General features: G+C 61.7%; 21 protein-coding genes. 7 read left to right on the forward strand and 14 right to left on the reverse strand.

Annotated features, from left to right (window positions below; genetic code table 11):
• Positions 1-7 precede the first annotated feature (7 nt).
• The 3 genes from I6E73_RS12915 to I6E73_RS12925 all read right to left on the reverse strand — a co-directional run bounded on the left by I6E73_RS12915 (position 8) and on the right by I6E73_RS12925 (position 2,629).
• Complete coding sequence (locus I6E73_RS12915) at positions 8-1,120, reverse strand: AMP-binding protein (RefSeq protein WP_197126133.1); 1,113 nt, start codon at positions 1,118-1,120, stop codon at positions 8-10.
• A gap of 17 nt (positions 1,121-1,137) precedes the next feature.
• Complete coding sequence (locus I6E73_RS12920; protein WP_197126135.1) at positions 1,138-2,121, reverse strand: 1,4-dihydroxy-2-naphthoyl-CoA synthase; 984 nt, start codon at positions 2,119-2,121, stop codon at positions 1,138-1,140.
• A gap of 82 nt (positions 2,122-2,203) precedes the next feature.
• A complete protein-coding gene (locus I6E73_RS12925; protein WP_197126137.1) occupies positions 2,204-2,629 on the reverse strand; it encodes a 1,4-dihydroxy-6-naphthoate synthase in 426 nt (141 codons plus the stop codon).
• A gap of 42 nt (positions 2,630-2,671) precedes the next feature.
• Here I6E73_RS12925 and I6E73_RS12930 point away from each other — a divergent pair, with 42 nt between their 5' ends.
• A complete protein-coding gene (locus tag I6E73_RS12930; RefSeq protein ID WP_197126140.1) occupies positions 2,672-3,664 on the forward strand; it encodes an o-succinylbenzoate synthase in 993 nt (330 codons plus the stop codon).
• Positions 3,665-3,729: 65 nt separating this feature from the next.
• Positions 3,730-4,344 (forward strand): hypothetical protein, encoded by a 615-nt coding sequence (locus I6E73_RS12935; protein WP_197126142.1) that lies wholly within the window; start codon positions 3,730-3,732, stop codon positions 4,342-4,344.
• 161 nt (positions 4,345-4,505) lie between these two features.
• Here the strand turns inward: I6E73_RS12935 and ccsB are convergent, their stop codons facing one another.
• From ccsB to I6E73_RS12960, 5 genes are all read right to left on the reverse strand, one after another.
• Positions 4,506-5,507, reverse strand: coding sequence for a c-type cytochrome biogenesis protein CcsB (gene ccsB, locus I6E73_RS12940; protein ID WP_307784313.1), 1,002 nt, complete (start codon positions 5,505-5,507; stop codon positions 4,506-4,508).
• On the reverse strand, positions 5,504-7,072 hold the full coding sequence (locus I6E73_RS12945; RefSeq protein WP_197126337.1) for a cytochrome c biogenesis protein ResB: 1,569 nt from the start codon (positions 7,070-7,072) through the stop codon (positions 5,504-5,506). Before I6E73_RS12945 ends, ccsB begins: the two co-directional genes overlap by 4 nt.
• 100 nt (positions 7,073-7,172) lie before the next feature.
• Entirely contained in the window at positions 7,173-7,916 is a 744-nt protein-coding gene (locus tag I6E73_RS12950; RefSeq protein ID WP_197126144.1) for a cytochrome c biogenesis protein CcdA, read from the reverse strand.
• Positions 7,916-8,506 (reverse strand): TlpA disulfide reductase family protein, encoded by a 591-nt coding sequence (locus I6E73_RS12955; protein ID WP_197126146.1) that lies wholly within the window; start codon positions 8,504-8,506, stop codon positions 7,916-7,918. The genes I6E73_RS12950 and I6E73_RS12955 overlap by 1 nt, the downstream gene beginning before the upstream one ends.
• On the reverse strand, positions 8,503-9,138 hold the full coding sequence (locus tag I6E73_RS12960; protein WP_197126148.1) for a histidine phosphatase family protein: 636 nt from the start codon (positions 9,136-9,138) through the stop codon (positions 8,503-8,505). The genes I6E73_RS12955 and I6E73_RS12960 overlap by 4 nt, the downstream gene beginning before the upstream one ends.
• A 67-nt stretch (positions 9,139-9,205) precedes the next feature.
• Here I6E73_RS12960 and aspS point away from each other — a divergent pair, with 67 nt between their 5' ends.
• Both aspS and I6E73_RS12970 read left to right on the forward strand, forming a co-directional pair.
• Complete coding sequence (aspS, locus tag I6E73_RS12965) at positions 9,206-10,534, forward strand: aspartate--tRNA(Asn) ligase (protein WP_197126149.1); 1,329 nt, start codon at positions 9,206-9,208, stop codon at positions 10,532-10,534.
• Between the two features lie 84 nt (positions 10,535-10,618).
• Entirely contained in the window at positions 10,619-10,909 is a 291-nt protein-coding gene (locus I6E73_RS12970) for a hypothetical protein (protein WP_197126151.1), read from the forward strand.
• A gap of 53 nt (positions 10,910-10,962) precedes the next feature.
• Here I6E73_RS12970 and I6E73_RS12975 read toward each other — a convergent pair whose 3' ends face one another.
• The 3 genes from I6E73_RS12975 to I6E73_RS12985 all read right to left on the reverse strand — a co-directional run bounded on the left by I6E73_RS12975 (position 10,963) and on the right by I6E73_RS12985 (position 11,811).
• Positions 10,963-11,142 carry a YegP family protein gene (locus I6E73_RS12975; protein ID WP_197110503.1) on the reverse strand — a complete coding sequence of 60 codons (180 nt, stop codon included), beginning with the start codon at positions 11,140-11,142 and terminating at the stop codon, positions 10,963-10,965.
• Between the two features lie 109 nt (positions 11,143-11,251).
• Complete coding sequence (locus I6E73_RS12980) at positions 11,252-11,551, reverse strand: Dabb family protein (protein ID WP_197126153.1); 300 nt, start codon at positions 11,549-11,551, stop codon at positions 11,252-11,254.
• Positions 11,548-11,811: a glutaredoxin family protein gene (locus I6E73_RS12985; protein WP_197126156.1), complete on the reverse strand. Its 264-nt coding sequence runs from the start codon at positions 11,809-11,811 to the stop codon at positions 11,548-11,550. Before I6E73_RS12985 ends, I6E73_RS12980 begins: the two co-directional genes overlap by 4 nt.
• Positions 11,812-11,829: 18 nt before the next feature.
• Between I6E73_RS12985 and I6E73_RS12990 the strand changes: the two genes are divergently transcribed.
• Positions 11,830-12,594, forward strand: coding sequence for an HAD family phosphatase (locus I6E73_RS12990; RefSeq protein WP_197126158.1), 765 nt, complete (start codon positions 11,830-11,832; stop codon positions 12,592-12,594).
• A gap of 85 nt (positions 12,595-12,679) precedes the next feature.
• Here the strand turns inward: I6E73_RS12990 and I6E73_RS12995 are convergent, their stop codons facing one another.
• The 3 genes from I6E73_RS12995 to I6E73_RS13005 all read right to left on the reverse strand — a co-directional run bounded on the left by I6E73_RS12995 (position 12,680) and on the right by I6E73_RS13005 (position 13,745).
• On the reverse strand, positions 12,680-12,778 hold the full coding sequence (locus I6E73_RS12995) for a 30S ribosomal protein bS22 (protein ID WP_003792170.1): 99 nt from the start codon (positions 12,776-12,778) through the stop codon (positions 12,680-12,682).
• Between the two features lie 138 nt (positions 12,779-12,916).
• Complete coding sequence (locus I6E73_RS13000) at positions 12,917-13,111, reverse strand: helix-turn-helix domain-containing protein (RefSeq protein WP_129072959.1); 195 nt, start codon at positions 13,109-13,111, stop codon at positions 12,917-12,919.
• A 151-nt stretch (positions 13,112-13,262) separates the two neighbouring features.
• Complete coding sequence (locus I6E73_RS13005; RefSeq protein WP_197108333.1) at positions 13,263-13,745, reverse strand: helix-turn-helix transcriptional regulator; 483 nt, start codon at positions 13,743-13,745, stop codon at positions 13,263-13,265.
• 64 nt (positions 13,746-13,809) lie between these two features.
• Here I6E73_RS13005 and I6E73_RS13010 point away from each other — a divergent pair, with 64 nt between their 5' ends.
• Together I6E73_RS13010 and I6E73_RS13015 are read left to right on the forward strand one after the other, a co-directional pair.
• Complete coding sequence (locus tag I6E73_RS13010; RefSeq protein ID WP_231600924.1) at positions 13,810-15,249, forward strand: TrkH family potassium uptake protein; 1,440 nt, start codon at positions 13,810-13,812, stop codon at positions 15,247-15,249.
• On the forward strand, positions 15,242-15,913 hold the full coding sequence (locus I6E73_RS13015) for a TrkA family potassium uptake protein (protein ID WP_197108335.1): 672 nt from the start codon (positions 15,242-15,244) through the stop codon (positions 15,911-15,913). The genes I6E73_RS13010 and I6E73_RS13015 overlap by 8 nt, the downstream gene beginning before the upstream one ends.
• Positions 15,914-15,932: the final 19 nt, after the last annotated feature.

The raw sequence follows: 15,932 nt of genomic DNA on the forward strand, positions 1-15,932 counted from the left end.
AGGGATTCTACTTAAGCACGACTGTGGCTAAGGCGAGTCTGTCCGGTTTGCCCGTCGACAGCAGCGGAATCTCATCGATCAGCATGATCCGCGCGGGCGCTGCCGCGGCCGAAGCCAGCTGGGCCGACACCGATTGACGCACCACGTCGAGGTCGATCGCCCGCGTCGTGATCACCACCGGGGCTTCACCCCACTCGGGGTGGGGAGCGGCGACAACGACAGCAGCATCCTGGCCGGGCAACGAGCGCACTGCGTTCTCAACCTCCGCGATCGAGACCTTTACTCCGCCGGAAATGATCATGTCGTCGGCGCGACCGCGTACACGCAGCACGCCATCCACGAGTTCACCGACGTCGTCGGTGCGGTACCAGCGCACGCCATCCTGCATGCGGAAGGAGAAGGCACTGCGGCGTGGGTCGTCAAGGTATCCCTCGGCGAGCATGGGGCCAGCTAGTTCAATGCGGTCATCCACAAGACGCACCCGGGCGGTGGGTAGCGGCTTGCCGTCCCAGACAGCGCCGCCGCTGGTTTCGCTCGACCCGTAGGTGGTCGATACGGCCAGACCGCGAGCGCGGGCTGTCGCCAATAACGCTACCGGGATCGACTGGCCTCCGACCAGAATCCGCTGGAAGGTCGAAAGCGCGGCAACAGCCTCCTCCGACTCGAGCAGTCGCGCCAGTTGCACGGGCACGAGCGACACAAAGCGACGCTCCTCCGTGAGCTGCGCTGCTGCCTCGACGAACGTGGTGGCACTAAAGTCTCGAGTCGCCATCATGACCGGCTCGGTGCCCGCACAGTGCGAACGCGCCAACACATTGATACCGGCGATGTAGTGCGCAGGCACGGCAAGAAGCCACTGCCCGGGGCCACCCAGAAGTTCATCGGATGCCGCAGCACTCGCCTTCAGCGCGGCAGCACTCAGCATCACGCGCTTGGGTCGGCCGGTCGATCCGCTCGTTTCTACGATCACCGCAACGTTCGCGGGCACTGTTTCTGGCAGTCCAGAGGGGGAGGCCGGGTGCGGCAGAATCGCGGCTCCCGAACCATCGAGTGCTGGCTTCAGCGCTGCCCACACTTTGCGGGGATCGCGCGCGTCAATTGACCAGAGTTCTCGTGTCATTGCTATGGCTCCGTTGCCTAGTATTGCCAGGGGAAAGGCGACCAATCGGGTTCGCGCTTCTGCAGGAATGAGTCGCGGCCTTCGACAGCTTCGTCGGTGCCGTAGGCGAGGCGGGTCGCTTCGCCAGCGAAAACTTGCTGGCCAACAAGGCCATCGTCAACCGCGTTGAGGGCGAACTTGACCATGCGGATCGCGGTCGGCGACTTCGTCATGATGGTTTGCGCCCACTCATAGGCGGTTGCTTCAAGTTCGGCGTGGGGCACGGCAGCGTTGATCGCTCCCGCGTCGAGGGCGCGTTGCGCGTCGTACTCGCGGGCGAGGAAGAACACTTCACGCGCAAACTTTTGGCCGACTTGGCGAGCGAAGTAGGCGCTGCCGTAACCGGCGTCGAATGACCCGACGTCGACATCCGTCTGCTTGAAGCGGGCATGCTCGGCGCTGGCAATCGTCAGATCGCAGACAACGTGCAGAGAGTGCCCTCCGCCCGCTGCCCAACCGGGCACGACAGCGATAACGACCTTGGGCATGAAGCGGATGAGGCGCTGCACTTCGAGAATGTGGAGGCGACCGGCGGCGGCACGGCGCTTTCCTGCGGCAGCAGCAGCGTCTGCTTCAGTGAGCTGGGCATCAGCATTCGCAGCGGCAACACCGGCCGCCGTGGGGTTCGTCGCCCCCTCTTGGCCTTCGTACTCGTAACCGGCACGGCCACGGATGCGCTGATCGCCGCCCGAACAGAACGCCCAGCCGCCATCTTTCTCGCTCGGGCCGTTGCCGGTGAGAAGCACGACGCCAATGCGCGGATTTTGACGCACGTCGTCCAGGGTTTGATACAGCTCGTCGACGGTGTGCGGCCGGAAGGCGTTGCGCACTTCGGGGCGATCGAACGCGATGCGCGCAATCGTGCCCGTCACATCGTGGTGGTAGGTGACATCCGTGAGGTCATCGAACCCGGCGACCGATCGCCACAACTTCTCGTCAAAAATTTCAGAAACAGGCGCCATGGCTCCACCCTATCCATCGGGGTGCAGAGCGGGCTGATGCCGAACCGGGGATGTTCGGCTTTCGTTCGTCGCGACGAACCCTTTAGCCGCCGAAGAAGCGGAACACGTACAAAACGATGAGCGGATTCGCGAGAACGGCGAGGGCAAGCCCAAAGGCGGCCCAGCGGCGCTGCAGGCCGAAGATGAGACAGAGCACGGCAGTGATCGCGGCCGAGATCGACACCACGATCGCGGCATACGCCAGAGCGGTGCCGGTCGGGTAGTCTCCTGCGGCTGACACGATCATGGCGATGATGAACAGCACGAGGGTGGCGACGCCGAAGGCTGCGGCCACGAATCCCAACCAGCGAGGGCGCGGTCGGCGAACAACCGGACCCTCTTCGGCGTCGGGGGCTGGCTCCTGCTCGCCGTCGGTGGGCAGCTCAGTTTCTTCGTCGTCGACGACGCCCACGACGTAGTACGGCACGACTTTGGTCGCTACGCGCTCGATATCCCCCGGATTAGTCACGCAATTACCCTAACTGACAGAGGAACTTGTCAGACTGGGAACATGTTCCCTTCAGTGAACGACATTCTCGACACCGCACACGTGGTGTCTCTGCCCCTGACCTCACGCTTTCGCGGCATCGATCAGCGCGAAGCTCTCCTCTTTCGCGGCCCTCAGGGGTGGAGCGAGTTCTCGCCCTTCGTGGAATACGACGATGCCGAAGCGACCCCGTGGCTACTGGCCGCAATTGACTACGCCTGGAATGAGATGCCGCCGCTCGTGCGCGATCGCATCTGGGTAAACGCCACCGTGCCCGCTGTTCCCGCCGACCTTGTCGAAGCGGTTCTCGAACGTTTCCATGGTTGCCGAACCGCCAAGATAAAGGTCGCCGAGCCCGATCAGACCCTTGAGGATGACATTGCTCGCGTCGCCGAAGTGCGTCGCGTCATGGGGCCAACCGGCCGCATCCGCATTGATGCCAACGGCGCGTGGACAGTCGACGAGGCCGAACGTGCCGTGCATGCCCTCGCCAAATTTGACCTCGAATATGTCGAGCAGCCGTGCGCGACCGTCGACGAGCTGGGCGAGTTGCGCACCCGCATCGCGTACATGGGGATTCCTGTGGCGGCTGACGAGAGTGTGCGCAAAGCCGCCGACCCGCTTGCGGTTGCTCGGGCGGGTGCCGCCGATCTGCTCGTCATCAAAGCTCAGCCGCTGGGAGGCGTCTCTCGAGCCCTGACAATCGTGAAGGATGCCGGGCTGCCCGTCGTGGTCTCGAGCGCCCTGGAGACCTCCGTGGGGCTCGCTATGGGCGCGCATCTGGCCGCCGCCATCGACCCCCTCGAGTACGACTGTGGACTTGCCACGGCATCCCTCCTGGCCGCCGATGTCACCGCCGCTCCCCTGCGCGCTCGCGACGGCCACCTCGAAGTGCGTCGCATCGAGGCCGATGAGGCGTTGCTCACGCGCTGGGCCGCAAACCCTGAACGCACGCAGTGGTGGCGCGATCGCGTCGTTCGCTGCCACGAACTAGGTAAAAACTACTCACCTCAGTAACGCGGACGCTCAGTAGGGTGGGTTCACTGGTTGCCGCCACCGGCAAGCACATCCGAGGAGCAAGAATGAGTATTGAGTCGCGCCGTTTGCGTGCCGTAGTAGCCGTCAGCCTGCTCAGCCTCGCCACCCTCACGGCCTGCGCGTCACCGTCCGACGAGCCGACCGCGACCGATGCCGCAGTGGATGCCACGGCCCCCGAGGAAGTGGAAGAAGAAGCCGCCACCGGCCCCGAGTGCCTCATCGGCGACTGGTACATCGCCGAGGATCAGATGCAGAGCTTCTACTCCGCAGTCAGCGGCACCAACGAAGGACTCGACATCACGGTGGAGGGCGGCACCGGGCTCGCTTTCACCGCCACGAGCTACACCTACACTCCCGACTTTGCGATCCTGTTGCAGGTCGCAGGCACCGAAGGAACCGGCGCTATCACCGGCGGCATCAGCGGGGAGTACAGCGCCACCGAGACAGTGATTACGACCTCTCAAGAGGTGAGCGATATTGCCGTCACGGTGACTGTGTCTGGCGTCACAATGGATGGCGCGGACCTCACGAACAGTTTCCTGTCCAGCGCGCCCATCAACTCGGCCCCGTATGAATGCGGCGCCGAAGGTCCGCTGTTGCAGTTCAGCACCGGTGAGGGAAAACCCACTGTGCCAATCCAGCTCACTGCAGCAGGCTAACGCGGCGCACCACACTGAGCCCTTGGGGCTCTCCCCGATCAAACGCTGGGGTTCAGCTCGGTGCGGCCCCAGCGTTTTTCTTCCGCCATGACGTCGGCGGGCCTAGCCCTCCGGGCACGGCGAAACAGAGGCTCTAATGACGCGCCTCGCTGAGCCTGGTTCTACAGGCCTGAGTAGGAGTGAAGTCCCTTGAAGAAGAGGTTCACGACGGTGAAGTTGAAGATGATGGCGGCGAATCCGACAATCGCGAGCCACGCTGAACGCGAGCCGCGCCAGCCGCGGGTTGCCCGGGCGTGAATGTAACCGGCATAGATGGTCCAGATGATGAACGTCCAGACTTCCTTGGTGTCCCAGCCCCAGTAACGACCCCAGGCCCGCTCAGCCCAGACAGCTCCGGCGATGAGGGTGAAGGTCCACATGACGAAGCCAACGACCGTCAGGCGGTACGCAAGAGTTTCGAGGCGGTCAGCGGCCGGCAGGGTATCGAGAAAGCGCAGCTTGAGTGCCTTGCCTGCTTCGCGACGCGACTGCATGAGCTGCACAATCGAAAGCCCGGCGGCGAGGGCAAAGAACCCGGTGCTGAGGCTCGCGACGAAGACGTGAATGACCAACCAGGCCGACTGCAACGCTGGCGGCAGCGGCACGACATCCACATAGAAGCTTGAGGTGCCGACGCCGAGCGCGAGCAATGCAAACCCGGTGATAAACGAGCCGAGGAAGCGCAGGTCTTGCCAGAACTGCACCAGCAAGAAGACGCCGACGATCAGGGCCGTTGCGGTGAGCGTGAACTCAAACATGTTCGCCCACGGAACGCGGCCAGCGGCAGCTCCACGGAAAATGACGGCACTCACGTGCAGCACCCACGCGATGACGGTCAGCGCCATGGCGATTCGCAACGACTTAGGCGAGTGCGCAACAGCAGCATCACCCGTTGAAGCGGGGCCCGCGGTCAGCGTTGCCGTACGGCCAGAACCCGCCGCCTGCAATACAGCTGCCTGCTGGGCGGATGCCGACGCAAGGCCGGTCGCGCCGGCTGCGGAAGCCTCACTCGACTCTGCCGAGCGGCGCGCCAAGTCGACGGCGAACATTACGAACGCAAAGGTATAGATCGCCATCGCTGAATAGACCGCAATCAGCGAATACGACACGAAGGTCTCAGTCACGATTCCACCCTAACTCTCAGTTGCTGGGAATGCTTATCGGCGAAGTCAGCGACCGCTGACTCAAGGTTGGGGTCGTCGCCGCGGGCTAGGGCGGCGTATTCAATCGTTGTCACGCCCGACGGGTCGGTTGTAGCTGCTACCCACATGCGACGGCGTGGCACAAAGAGACTCGTGATGAGCCCGCCGAACAGCAACATAGAGAACAAGAGCACGGGCAGCTGCGACGGGTCATGGTGCACATCAATGGAGACGAAACGCGGGATGCTCGTCAACTCGACACTGCCCAAACCGTCGGGCAGTTCAAGCCTGTCGCCGGGAGTGAGCCGCAAGGTTTCAGCTTCAGAGTTTCGACCCGCGATTTGATCGAGCGAGTCGGTGTTGAGTGAATAGGCATTGGTGCCCTGCCCATTATCGAGGCCGAGGTCACCCTCGTACACCTCCAGCGTGAGCACGGGTGAGACCAGGTCGGGATACACGGAAGCAAGTGCGCCAGAGCTGAGGGTTCCGGTGGTCGGATACAGGAAACCGAGCATCCCGATTTGCTGATCGAGTCCGTCTGGGACCTTGATGATGCAGGTGCTGCCGAGGTTGGCGTCGAACGGGAGGCACGGAGTGGGTTGCGACCAGATGACCTTGTCGTCCGCGTCACGCACCGTGATGATCGGGGCGTAGCCGTTGCCGAGAAGATACAGGTTGGTGCCGCTCAGGCTCAGAGGCGCGTTGACCTTGATTTGAGATTGCTGCGGTTCGCCGCCACGCACCGTGGTGGTGACATTCGCGGTGAAGTCAATCGCTTGACCGATCGCTTGTTGGTTCTCGATTTCGTAGACCGGCTCGAAGGAGTCGAGCGCGACGGTGTACGGATCGAGCGAGTCATCCGTGAAGAAACGCCCCGGATTGAAGGAGTCGTAACTGGCGAGAGAGTTGCTGAACGCATACCCCTCAACGACGACGCGTTGGCCCGTGTAGCCGAAGCCGCCGCCGATCCCCACCGTGACGAGCACGCCAACGAGCGCGGCGTGAAAGACGAGGTTTCCGGTCTCCCGCAGGTAGCCACGTTCGGCGCTGACCGAATCGCCATACAGTTCGGTGCGGTACCGCTGCGAGCGCAACAGGCCACGTGCCGAATCGATCGTCGTCGCGACATCCGCCGCTGTCGTGCGGGTCGTGAAACCCTGCAACCGCGAGAGACGCGCTGGAGTCTTGGGCGGGCGAGCGCGAAGCGCATCGAAGTGGTGTTTGGTACGCGGCAGCACACAGCCGATGAGCGAAATGAAGAGCAGAAGATAAATCGACGAGAACCACACCGAGGAGTAGGTGTTGAACACTTGGAAGAAGTCGAGCACCGCTGCAGTGTCGGGATAATTGTTGCGGTAGGCAATGACACCGTTAGGGTCGGATGTGATTTGCGGCACGAGAGAACCCGGAATCGCCGCTACGGCCAAGAGAAGCAGCAAGAACAGTGCGGTGCGCATGCTCGTGAGTTGGCGCCAGAAGAACCGCGCGTAGCCCACAAAGCCGAGCTTCGGCTGTTGGATCTTGCTCTCGGGCGCTGGCGCATCCATGTGGTCGCTGGGACGCGTCGCATCCCCGCCAGTCACCAGATCGCCGGATTCTGCCTCGCCGGACGCTGCCTTGCCGGCCTCTGCGTCGCCAGCTACTGAATCAGAGGAGTGTGTCGAAGCCACCGATCACCGCCCCCAAACTTGTCACGATTGCACGCCACACACCGGTGACCATGAGTAGACCGATCAGCACGAGCAACGCTCCGCCGATCAGATTAATAAGACGGATGTGGCGGCGCATCCACGCCACCGAACCAGTTGCCCAGTTCAACCCGAGAGCCACCAGCAGGAACGGGATGCCGAGACCGAGACTGTAGGCGATGCCGACGATAGCGGCCCGGCCGGGGTCTCCCCCATCCAGCACCATGCTTCCGACGGCGATGAGGGTGGGGCCCACGCAGGGCGTCCAGCCCAAGGCGAAGACAATGCCGAGCAACGGCGCGCCAGCAAGACCGGTCGCGACCTTGAACTTCGGCTTGATCGTGCGCTGGGCGAAAGTAACTTGCCCGATGAACACGACGCCCATCACGATCACGAGCGCCCCGGCGATGCGGGTAATCAGATCGAGCCACGGGCGCAGCAGCAACCCGGCTGTGCCGAACAGAACCGTGAAGGCCACGAAGACCACAGTGAAACCAAGGATGAAGAGACTCACGCCGAGAACGAGGCGCTTCGTGCTCCCCTTCTCCTCATTGTTCGTGAACCCACCGATGTAGCCGAGGTAGCCGGGCACGAGAGGCAGTACACACGGTGAAGCAAACGAGACGAGGCCCGCGAGCAGCGCAATCGGAATCGCCAGAAGGAGGTTGCCGCCGAGAATGAGCTCCCCGACCGGGTTCGACACTACTGTTCCTCAGCGATGACGGAGTCGATCATCGCGGCGAGGATGCTCGGGTCACGCACGAGTCCGCTGATTCGAGCGGCCACTCGGCCCTCGCGGTCGACCACGAGTGTGGTCGGCACTGCGTTGGGAGGCACGGAGCCGGCGAACGCAAGCTGCACGCCCGCGGTCCTGGCATCCACAACGGAGGCATACGGAATGCCAAACTCATCAGCGAAGGTGAGCGACGTTTCGGCCGTGTCAGACACGTTGACGCCCAAGAACGGAACCTCGGTGTACTCCTCGCTCAGCGCAGCCAAATCGGGCGCTTCGAGGCGGCACGGCGGGCAGCTCGAGTACCAGAAGTTCACAACGTAAACGGAGCCGACGAAGTCGTTGCTTGAGACGGAGTCGCCCGTGTCGAGGATTGCGTCGTACGTGATGGGTTCATCGCGGCTGTCGGCCGGAATCTCAACGGTCGAACCGTCACCCGAGATGTAGCCCTCTTCTGACCCGTTCTCGTACTGCTGCGCGAGACTTTCAGTGGCGCCGGAGCACGACACGGTAAACAGAGCAAGGCTCGCCACAACAGCGGCGATGAGACGGCGATTCACACGGCTCCTAAATCGATGGATGCTGCCAGCAAGTCTCCCGCAGGTTCCTGATAGTCAACCTCGACGAAATGGTCTCGCTCGCGGGCGAGAGTCGTGATGCTAGACAGGGTGCAGCGGCGGTGGCGGGGGTCGTGAGCGAGCCGCATTTTCTTCACGGAACGGGCTACAACAACGATGGGCAGCTGATGGCTGACCATGACGATTTCGCCGCCATCGGCCGCGGACCATGCCTTGTCAATGGCGGCGAGCATCCTGGCTTCGATGCTCACGTACGCCTCACCCCAACTGGGCTTGAACGGATTGATCAGGTGCGGCCACGCGCGCGGCTGAGCGAGAACTTGGGGAAACTGCAGGCGACCTCCCTCGAACCAATTGGACGGCTCGATGATGCGCTCTTCGGTCGTGATGGGGAGGCTATAGCGCTCCGACCAGGGCTGCGCCGACTCTTGGGCGCGCTGCAGGGGGCTCGCGTAGAGGGCGGTGAGGGGTCGATCCGCGAAGCTTGCGGCGGCGACATCCGCCATTTTATGACCGAGTTCACTGAGGTGATACCCGGGAAGACGGCCATAGAGAATGCGGTCAGGATTGTGCACTTCACCATGGCGGACAAGATGGATGAGGTCTGCTGGCACGGTATTCAGTCTACGTCGGCAGCCCTCCCGCACTTTCTCTCCCGTGATCCCTTGTAAACTCGGCGCTGTGACTACACGCACCCTCATTAAGAACCTGGCCGCCGCTAGCGATGGAGAGACCTCCGTTTCGGGTTGGGTCGACACTGTTCGAGATCAAAAGAAGGTGCAGTTCGTTGTGCTGCGCGACGAGTCGGGTGCGGTGCAGCTTGTTCACCCCCGCTCGTTCAACGAAGACGGCACCCCGGCAGAGGATCCCCTCGCCGAGATCATTTCGGGGCTCGCTCAGGGCACCTTCCTCACCGCAACCGGTGAGTTGAAGCACGACGAGCGCGTGAAGCTCGGCGGCGTTGAGATCAAGCTTGCCGACATCGAGATCGCCGCCGAGGCCATCCCTGAGACGCCAATTGCAGAAGACACCAGTGTTGACAAGCGCATGGACTGGCGCTTCCTCGACCTGCGGGTACCGCGCAATAACCTGATTTTCCGCATCCAGACCACGCTCGAGCACGCCTGGCGCACCTACTGGGTTGAGAACGACTTCATCGAAATTCACACCCCCAAGCTCATGGCCAGCGCGAGCGAATCGAAGGCTGAGCTGTTTGAGGTCGACTACTTCGACACCAAGGCCTACCTCGCGCAGAGCCCCCAGTTCTTCAAGCAGATGGCTCAGTCCGCAGGTTTCGGCAAGATCTTCGAGATCGCACCGAGCTTCCGTGCCGACCCGAGCTTCACGTCGCGTCACGCCACCGAGTTCACGATGGTCGACAGCGAGATCAGCTGGATCTCCAGCCACGAAGACGTCATGAACTTGCACGAAGAGCTCATGGTTGCCGGCTTCCAGGCTGTCAAAGACAAGCACGGCGAAGAGATCGAGAAGCTGTTCGGCATCGAGATGACGGTGCCGACTCGCCCCTTCCCCCGCATCCCGCTCGCCGAGGCTAAGCAGATCGTCAGCGACCGCGGCTACACGGTGCCGCGCGCCGACGCCGACATGGACCCGGAGGGTGAGCGCCAGATCGCCGCCTACGTGAAAGAAACGTACGACCACGATTTCGTGTTCTTGACCGACTACGCCGCCAGCATCCGCCCGTTTTACCACATGCGTCACGCGGATGATGCGGGCCTCACGAACAGCTACGACCTTGTGTTCAACGGCGTCGAGATCTCCACTGGCGCCCAGCGCGAGCACCGCGTTGACGTGTTGGAGGCGCAGATCCGCGACAAGGGCATGGACCCTGCAGAGCTCGACTTCTACCTCGACTTCTTCCGCTACGGCGTACCGCCGCACGGAGGCTTCGGCATGGGCCTCGGCCGAGTGCTGATGCTGTTGCTCGGCCTGCCCAACTTGCGGGAAGCCACCTATCTCTTCCGGGGACCAACCCGCCTCACTCCGTAGCCGGCCTGTTGGCTCGCGAGGGCCTCCCAGTTCGACACACCGAACCCATAGCCAGCACATAGCCAATTAAGACAGGATGACCTCATGTCAAAGAAAATTGATTCGGCACTCAAAGATCTGAAGAAGGCACTCAACAAGCATGCTGAGGTCGTGGGCAGCAGTGCTGTGTCGCTGAAGAAGGCCCAGCGTGCGAGCGCCAAGGTAGCGGCAGCAGCAACGGCTTATGCCGAAGTAGTGCACTCCAAGAGTGGAATGGGCAACCCCTTCGACGACATGCTGCAGCCAGGACTCGACAGCGGAACGCTCGCGTCATTGGCTGCCGAGCGCGACTCCATCAAGGACCACATGACGGGCCCGATCGAAGTCAGCAACTAGCAGTCACGACGGTCGTGCTCGCGAGGATGCCCCGCGAGTACTGACACCCTGTTTTACGTGAGATCTTCGATGCTGGCCCCGCCGGCATTCTTGATGACCGACTCCACAGCGCTCTTGGCTGATGCCTTCGCGACATAATTCTCACTCACCGCAAGAGTCTGGCCGTTGCTGGCAACGATGCGCCAAAAGAATGGTTGCGTCTCGCTCTTGCCTTTGACGATTTGAAACTTCATAGTTTCCTCTTTCGATCCTCGTTTCGGGACCACGCGAGAGCGCGGTAAGTGCCCCACATCCTAATGCGGAGGCATGAGCAGCCCACAAGAGCGTACGCAGTGCCCTCGGTTAGAACTCGAAGTCGACGCACACCCGGTCGCGGGTATGAACTCCGACAACGGCGGCAGGCCCATCATGGAGCGGGTGGGTTCCGTAGGCCACGAGCGCTTCTGGGGAGGTGTGCTCCGAGATAAGAACGACGTCCCAGTTGCCCGCTACGTTCCCGGCATCGAGACGTACGACCAAGCTTTCGAGCCCTTCGATCTGGCCGGCGAGCGGCTCAAGCGCCGCTGCCATGGCATCCACCGCGGCTTTCTGGCCAGCGGGGTCTTCGGCGATGAGCTTCCACATAACAACGTGACGGATCATTCTGTTTCCTCCAGAAGAGCAGCGCGTAGCCGCTCGGGTTCGACACGCCAGATGGCGTGTACGCGGTCATTGATGAGCACAACGGGAATCTCGTCCCAGTACTGCGCATGCAACTGCTCGTCGTCGAGAATCGACTGCTCAGAGAGTTCGATCTCGGGGGCTAAGGGAAGTGCCGCGACGACCTGATCGATCGTTTCGCGGGCATCGTCACAAAGATGACAACCGGGTTTGCCAATTAAAGTGAGACGTTTCGTAGGCACGACCCTAGAATAATGCGAATGCACGAGGTAACGTCGCCCCCACCCAGCCAGAACGCCGTTGTGGCCTTCTTTGACGTGGACAACACGCTGATGCGTGGTGCGAGTGCTTTCTATTTGAGCAAGGAAGCCTGGCGGCGGGGAATCGTGGGCTGGCGAGATATTGCTCGCTTTGCGTGGCACCAGTTTCGGTTCGTCGCTGTGGGAGAAAACCACAAACACATGACGTCCGCACGGGAACGGGCGCTTGAGATCGTGGGCGGGCATTCTTTGCAGACCCTCATTGAGCTGGCTGAGACCATCTATGAGCGCGACATTCTGCCCAACCTGTGGCCCGAAACCGTCGACCTGGCCAAAGAGCACCTCGCGAAGGGCCACGAAGTGTGGCTCATCACTGCGACCCCACAGTTCGTGGCACAAGTGATTGCCGAACGACTCGGCCTCACCGGGGCGCTCGGCACCCGCGTGCGCGCCGAAGACGGCTTTCTCACGGGAGAACTCGACGGCCACGTGCTTCACGGCCTAGAAAAGGCTGCCGTCGCCACCGAGCTCGCTGGGCGGCTGGGCGCCGACCTCGCTGACTGCTGGGCGTACTCCGATTCCAGCAACGACATCCCTCTACTGAGTGCAGTGGGTAATCGTGTTGCCGTGAACGCGGATGTGAAACTCACGCACTATGCCCAAAAAATGGGCTGGCCGGTATTGCCGCTGAGCCGCGCCGGCCTCAAAGAAGCCCGGCGCCGCGTGAAGCGGCAAGCCAAGATCGTGCGCAAAAACGCTCGTTAACGCCGAACACCCGATCGTTCAGATGAACGTTCGGGTGTTCGAGTTATGACCGTCTCGAAAGACGGCCGCTAGTCATTGGGACTAGTTACTTCTTGTTGCGACGCTGGTGGCGTGTCTTACGAAGCAGCTTGCGGTGCTTCTTCTTTGCCATACGCTTGCGACGCTTTTTGATGACTGAACCCATAGGAACCTCACTGATTTCTGAACGAACCGACCCGGTCCGATTCAGAACCGCGGAAAGACATACCGGAAGAGTTTACCGCACCGGGCGGGTTTAAAAGTCTCGATGAACTGGGAATGAACCCTCAGCGACGATTCGCCGCTATCCAACCTCGGAGATTGGGGGCGCAACGGCGCTCGCTACAGCCGATTCCGGGATGCGGAATGAGCGACCAAAACGAACAGCCGGGAGTTCACCGGAGTGAACGAGACGATACACGGTCATGTTTGAGACGCGCATCATATCCGCCACCTCAGCGACGGTGAGAAAGCGCATCTCAGATAGATCCCGTGACATCGGACCAGCCCCTTTAGTTTCACCAACTGCAGAACGCACAAAGCGACTGCACAAAGCACCCAGCATGTGACTGAAGTGCTAATCGGTAACAATAGGGGCTGGTGTGACTCGCTGTCCACCCCTAAACGCGCTCCCCCGGCGCGCCTCGCACTTAATCCTTGCGGAAGATGCGAGAGCGAACGGTGCCCGGGAGGTGCTTCGCAGCCTCCGCAACATCGTGAAGTGCGGTGCGAGCTTGGTAGGCACGATCGGCGACTTGGCGACCCAAGTTGTCTCCGACATCCGCTCCCGACCAGGCCGAGAAAGCGCCGGTCGACGCGAGCAGTTCTTCATCGAAGTCTTCCTGGAAGTCCGCACTCAAGAACGGAATCAGCCAGTCTTCAACCTCTTCAAGAGGAGAAGAGTCGAGACGGTAGTAGCGATGCTGGCCGTCTTCACGCACCGACACCAACCCGTGATCGCGCAGCACCTTGAGGTGCTTAGAGACGGTCGGCTGGCTCAAATCGAGCTTCTCGACAATCTCACTTACGCTCAGCTCGCCACTCGGAGAATCCGAGGCGATGTACTGCTCAAGCAGCACGGTCAGAAGGCTACGCCGCGTTGAATCGGCTACTACGTCAAAGATGTCGGCCATTGCAATAGGGTACCGGGGGTTTCTGAGGAGTACCATGGCCTCCTGTGCGTGGGGAGATAATTTTATGAGTTCTTGGGCACCTATGCGTGCGCACCCTCGTGAACGCAGCATCCTCGCCCGCGTTCGTGATGTGATCGATCGTTTCGCTGCGGCAACCCCCGCGCGCTTCGCGATCGCCATCTTTTCGGCGCTCGTAGTCGTACTCACGACGATTCTCGTGTTGCCGATCTCGGCTCGGGACGGTCAGGCGACTCCCCTCGTTGACGCGCTCTTCACCGCGGTATCCGCGATTTGCGTCACCGGCCTCACCACCGTCGATATGTCGACGCACTGGTCAGCGTTCGGCAACTCCGCAATTCTCATTGGTCTTCAAGTCGGCGGAATCGGCGTTCTCACCCTGGCGAGCATGCTCGGCCTCGTTGTGTCGCGCCGCCTAGGACTACGCCAACGACTCATCGCCGCGAGCGACACCAACCCCTCGCGCATCCACGTCGGGCCGGTTTCTGAATCACAAGCGATCCGGCTTGGCGAGATCGGTGGGCTTCTGGCGACGGTCGCGATCAGCGCGCTCGCCATTGAACTCGTGCTCTCCCTCGTGATCATCCCGCGACTGCTCGTGGAGGGTTACGACGTGTGGCCCGCCATTTGGCAGGGCTTCTACTTCGCGGCATCCGCCTTCACCAACACCGGCTTTGTGCCCGCGGTCAGCGGCATGGAAGCCTTCGCTCAAGACCCGTGGATGCTCGGAGCGATCGGCGTCGGCGTCTTCCTCGGTAGCCTCGGCTTTCCGGTAATTTTCGCGGTAGTTCGCAACCTCAAGAGCGGCGCTCGTCTCTCGGTGCACGCCCGCCTCACCCTCTTCACGACGGTGTTGTTGATCTTTGCCGGGGCGCTAGCGGTGCTGATTCTCGAATGGAACAACACCAACACCATTGGTGGGCAAAGCCTTATTTCGAGACCCCTGACATCCACCTTCTTATCGACCATGACGCGCTCGGGTGGGTTCTCCACCATCGATATCAACGAGCTCAATGGGTCGACGCTGCTTGTCTTCGACATGCTGATGTTTGTGGGCGGCGGCTCCGCCTCCACTGCGGGCGGTATCAAAGTCACGACTCTGGCCGTGCTGTTCTTGGCCGCCCTCGCCGAAGCGCGAGGCGACAATGACATGCACGCCTTCGAGCGCCGTATCCCCACCGACGTGCTTCGCCTCGCCGTCAGCGTCACGCTGTGGGGCGCAACGATCGTCGCCATCTCCACCATCGCGATATTGCAGATAACCAAAGAACCGCTCGACCGGGTGCTCTTTGATGTCATTTCTGCCTTTGCCACCTGTGGACTCTCCACGGGACTGACCGAGACCCTGCCCGATGGCGGCAAGTACATCCTCGCCGCCACAATGTGGGCTGGACGAGTGGGAACGGTTACGCTGGCGGCAGCCCTTGCGGCCAGTCAGCGCCGTCAATTGTTCACGAGAGCAGAAGAGAGGCCCATCGTTGGTTGACAAGATCGCCCACAATGCCCCGGTGCTAGTAATCGGGCTTGGTCGCTTCGGTGCGGCCACTGCCGGTCAACTTCAGCGCCTCGACCGCGAAGTTCTTGCGATCGATGCTGACCTCAGCCTCGTACAAAAATGGTCGGAGCGCGTCACTCACGCCGTGCAAACTGACGCTCGCAGCCTCGACGCTCTGCAGCAGATCGGCGCGCAAGACTTCTCGATCGCTGTCGTGGCTGTCGGCTCGTCGATTGAAGCCAGCGTGCTCATCACGGCCAACCTTGTCGACCTCAAGATTCCGCAGATCTGGGCCAAGGCCATCAGTCGCTCCCACGGCAAGATCCTAAACCGCATCGGCGCCAACCACGTGATTTACCCGGAAGCTGAGGCCGGCGAGCGCGTCGCGCACCTCGTGTCTGGCCGGATGATCGACTTCATCGAGTTCGATGACGACTTCGCCATCGTCAAGATGTACCCGCCGAAGCCCATCCGCGGCCTTCCGCTGAGCGAATCGCAAGTACGCCGCAAGTACGGCATCACGGTGGTCGGGGTGAAGTCGCCCGGTAAGGAATTTACCTACGCCACTCCCGAGACGGTGATCTCGAATCACGACCTCGTGATCGTCAGCGGCAACTCCGTTGACATCGAAAAGTTCGCGACACTAGCGACCTAGCCCCGTTTGTGGACTGATC

This window comes from Salinibacterium sp. SWN248 (assembly GCF_015864575.1).
In the GTDB taxonomy this organism is placed as follows: Bacteria; Actinomycetota; Actinomycetes; order Actinomycetales; family Microbacteriaceae; genus Rhodoglobus.

Coding starts and splice junctions, on each gene's coding strand:
- I6E73_RS12915 (WP_197126133.1), bottom strand. CDS start 1,120: ATGACACGAGAACTCTGGTCAATTGACGCGCGCGATCCCCGCAAAGTG.
- I6E73_RS12975 (WP_197110503.1), bottom strand. CDS start 11,142: ATGAAGTTTCAAATCGTCAAAGGCAAGAGCGAGACGCAACCATTCTTT.
- I6E73_RS13005 (WP_197108333.1), bottom strand. CDS start 13,745: ATGGCCGACATCTTTGACGTAGTAGCCGATTCAACGCGGCGTAGCCTT.
- I6E73_RS12935 (WP_197126142.1), top strand. CDS start 3,730: ATGAGTATTGAGTCGCGCCGTTTGCGTGCCGTAGTAGCCGTCAGCCTG.
- I6E73_RS13010 (WP_231600924.1), top strand. CDS start 13,810: ATGAGTTCTTGGGCACCTATGCGTGCGCACCCTCGTGAACGCAGCATC.
- I6E73_RS12920 (WP_197126135.1), bottom strand. CDS start 2,121: ATGGCGCCTGTTTCTGAAATTTTTGACGAGAAGTTGTGGCGATCGGTC.
- I6E73_RS12980 (WP_197126153.1), bottom strand. CDS start 11,551: ATGATCCGTCACGTTGTTATGTGGAAGCTCATCGCCGAAGACCCCGCT.
- I6E73_RS12945 (WP_197126337.1), bottom strand. CDS start 7,072: ATGGATGCGCCAGCGCCCGAGAGCAAGATCCAACAGCCGAAGCTCGGC.
- I6E73_RS12970 (WP_197126151.1), top strand. CDS start 10,619: ATGTCAAAGAAAATTGATTCGGCACTCAAAGATCTGAAGAAGGCACTC.
- I6E73_RS12990 (WP_197126158.1), top strand. CDS start 11,830: ATGCACGAGGTAACGTCGCCCCCACCCAGCCAGAACGCCGTTGTGGCC.
- I6E73_RS13000 (WP_129072959.1), bottom strand. CDS start 13,111: ATGTCACGGGATCTATCTGAGATGCGCTTTCTCACCGTCGCTGAGGTG.
- I6E73_RS12930 (WP_197126140.1), top strand. CDS start 2,672: ATGTTCCCTTCAGTGAACGACATTCTCGACACCGCACACGTGGTGTCT.
- I6E73_RS12995 (WP_003792170.1), bottom strand. CDS start 12,778: ATGGGTTCAGTCATCAAAAAGCGTCGCAAGCGTATGGCAAAGAAGAAG.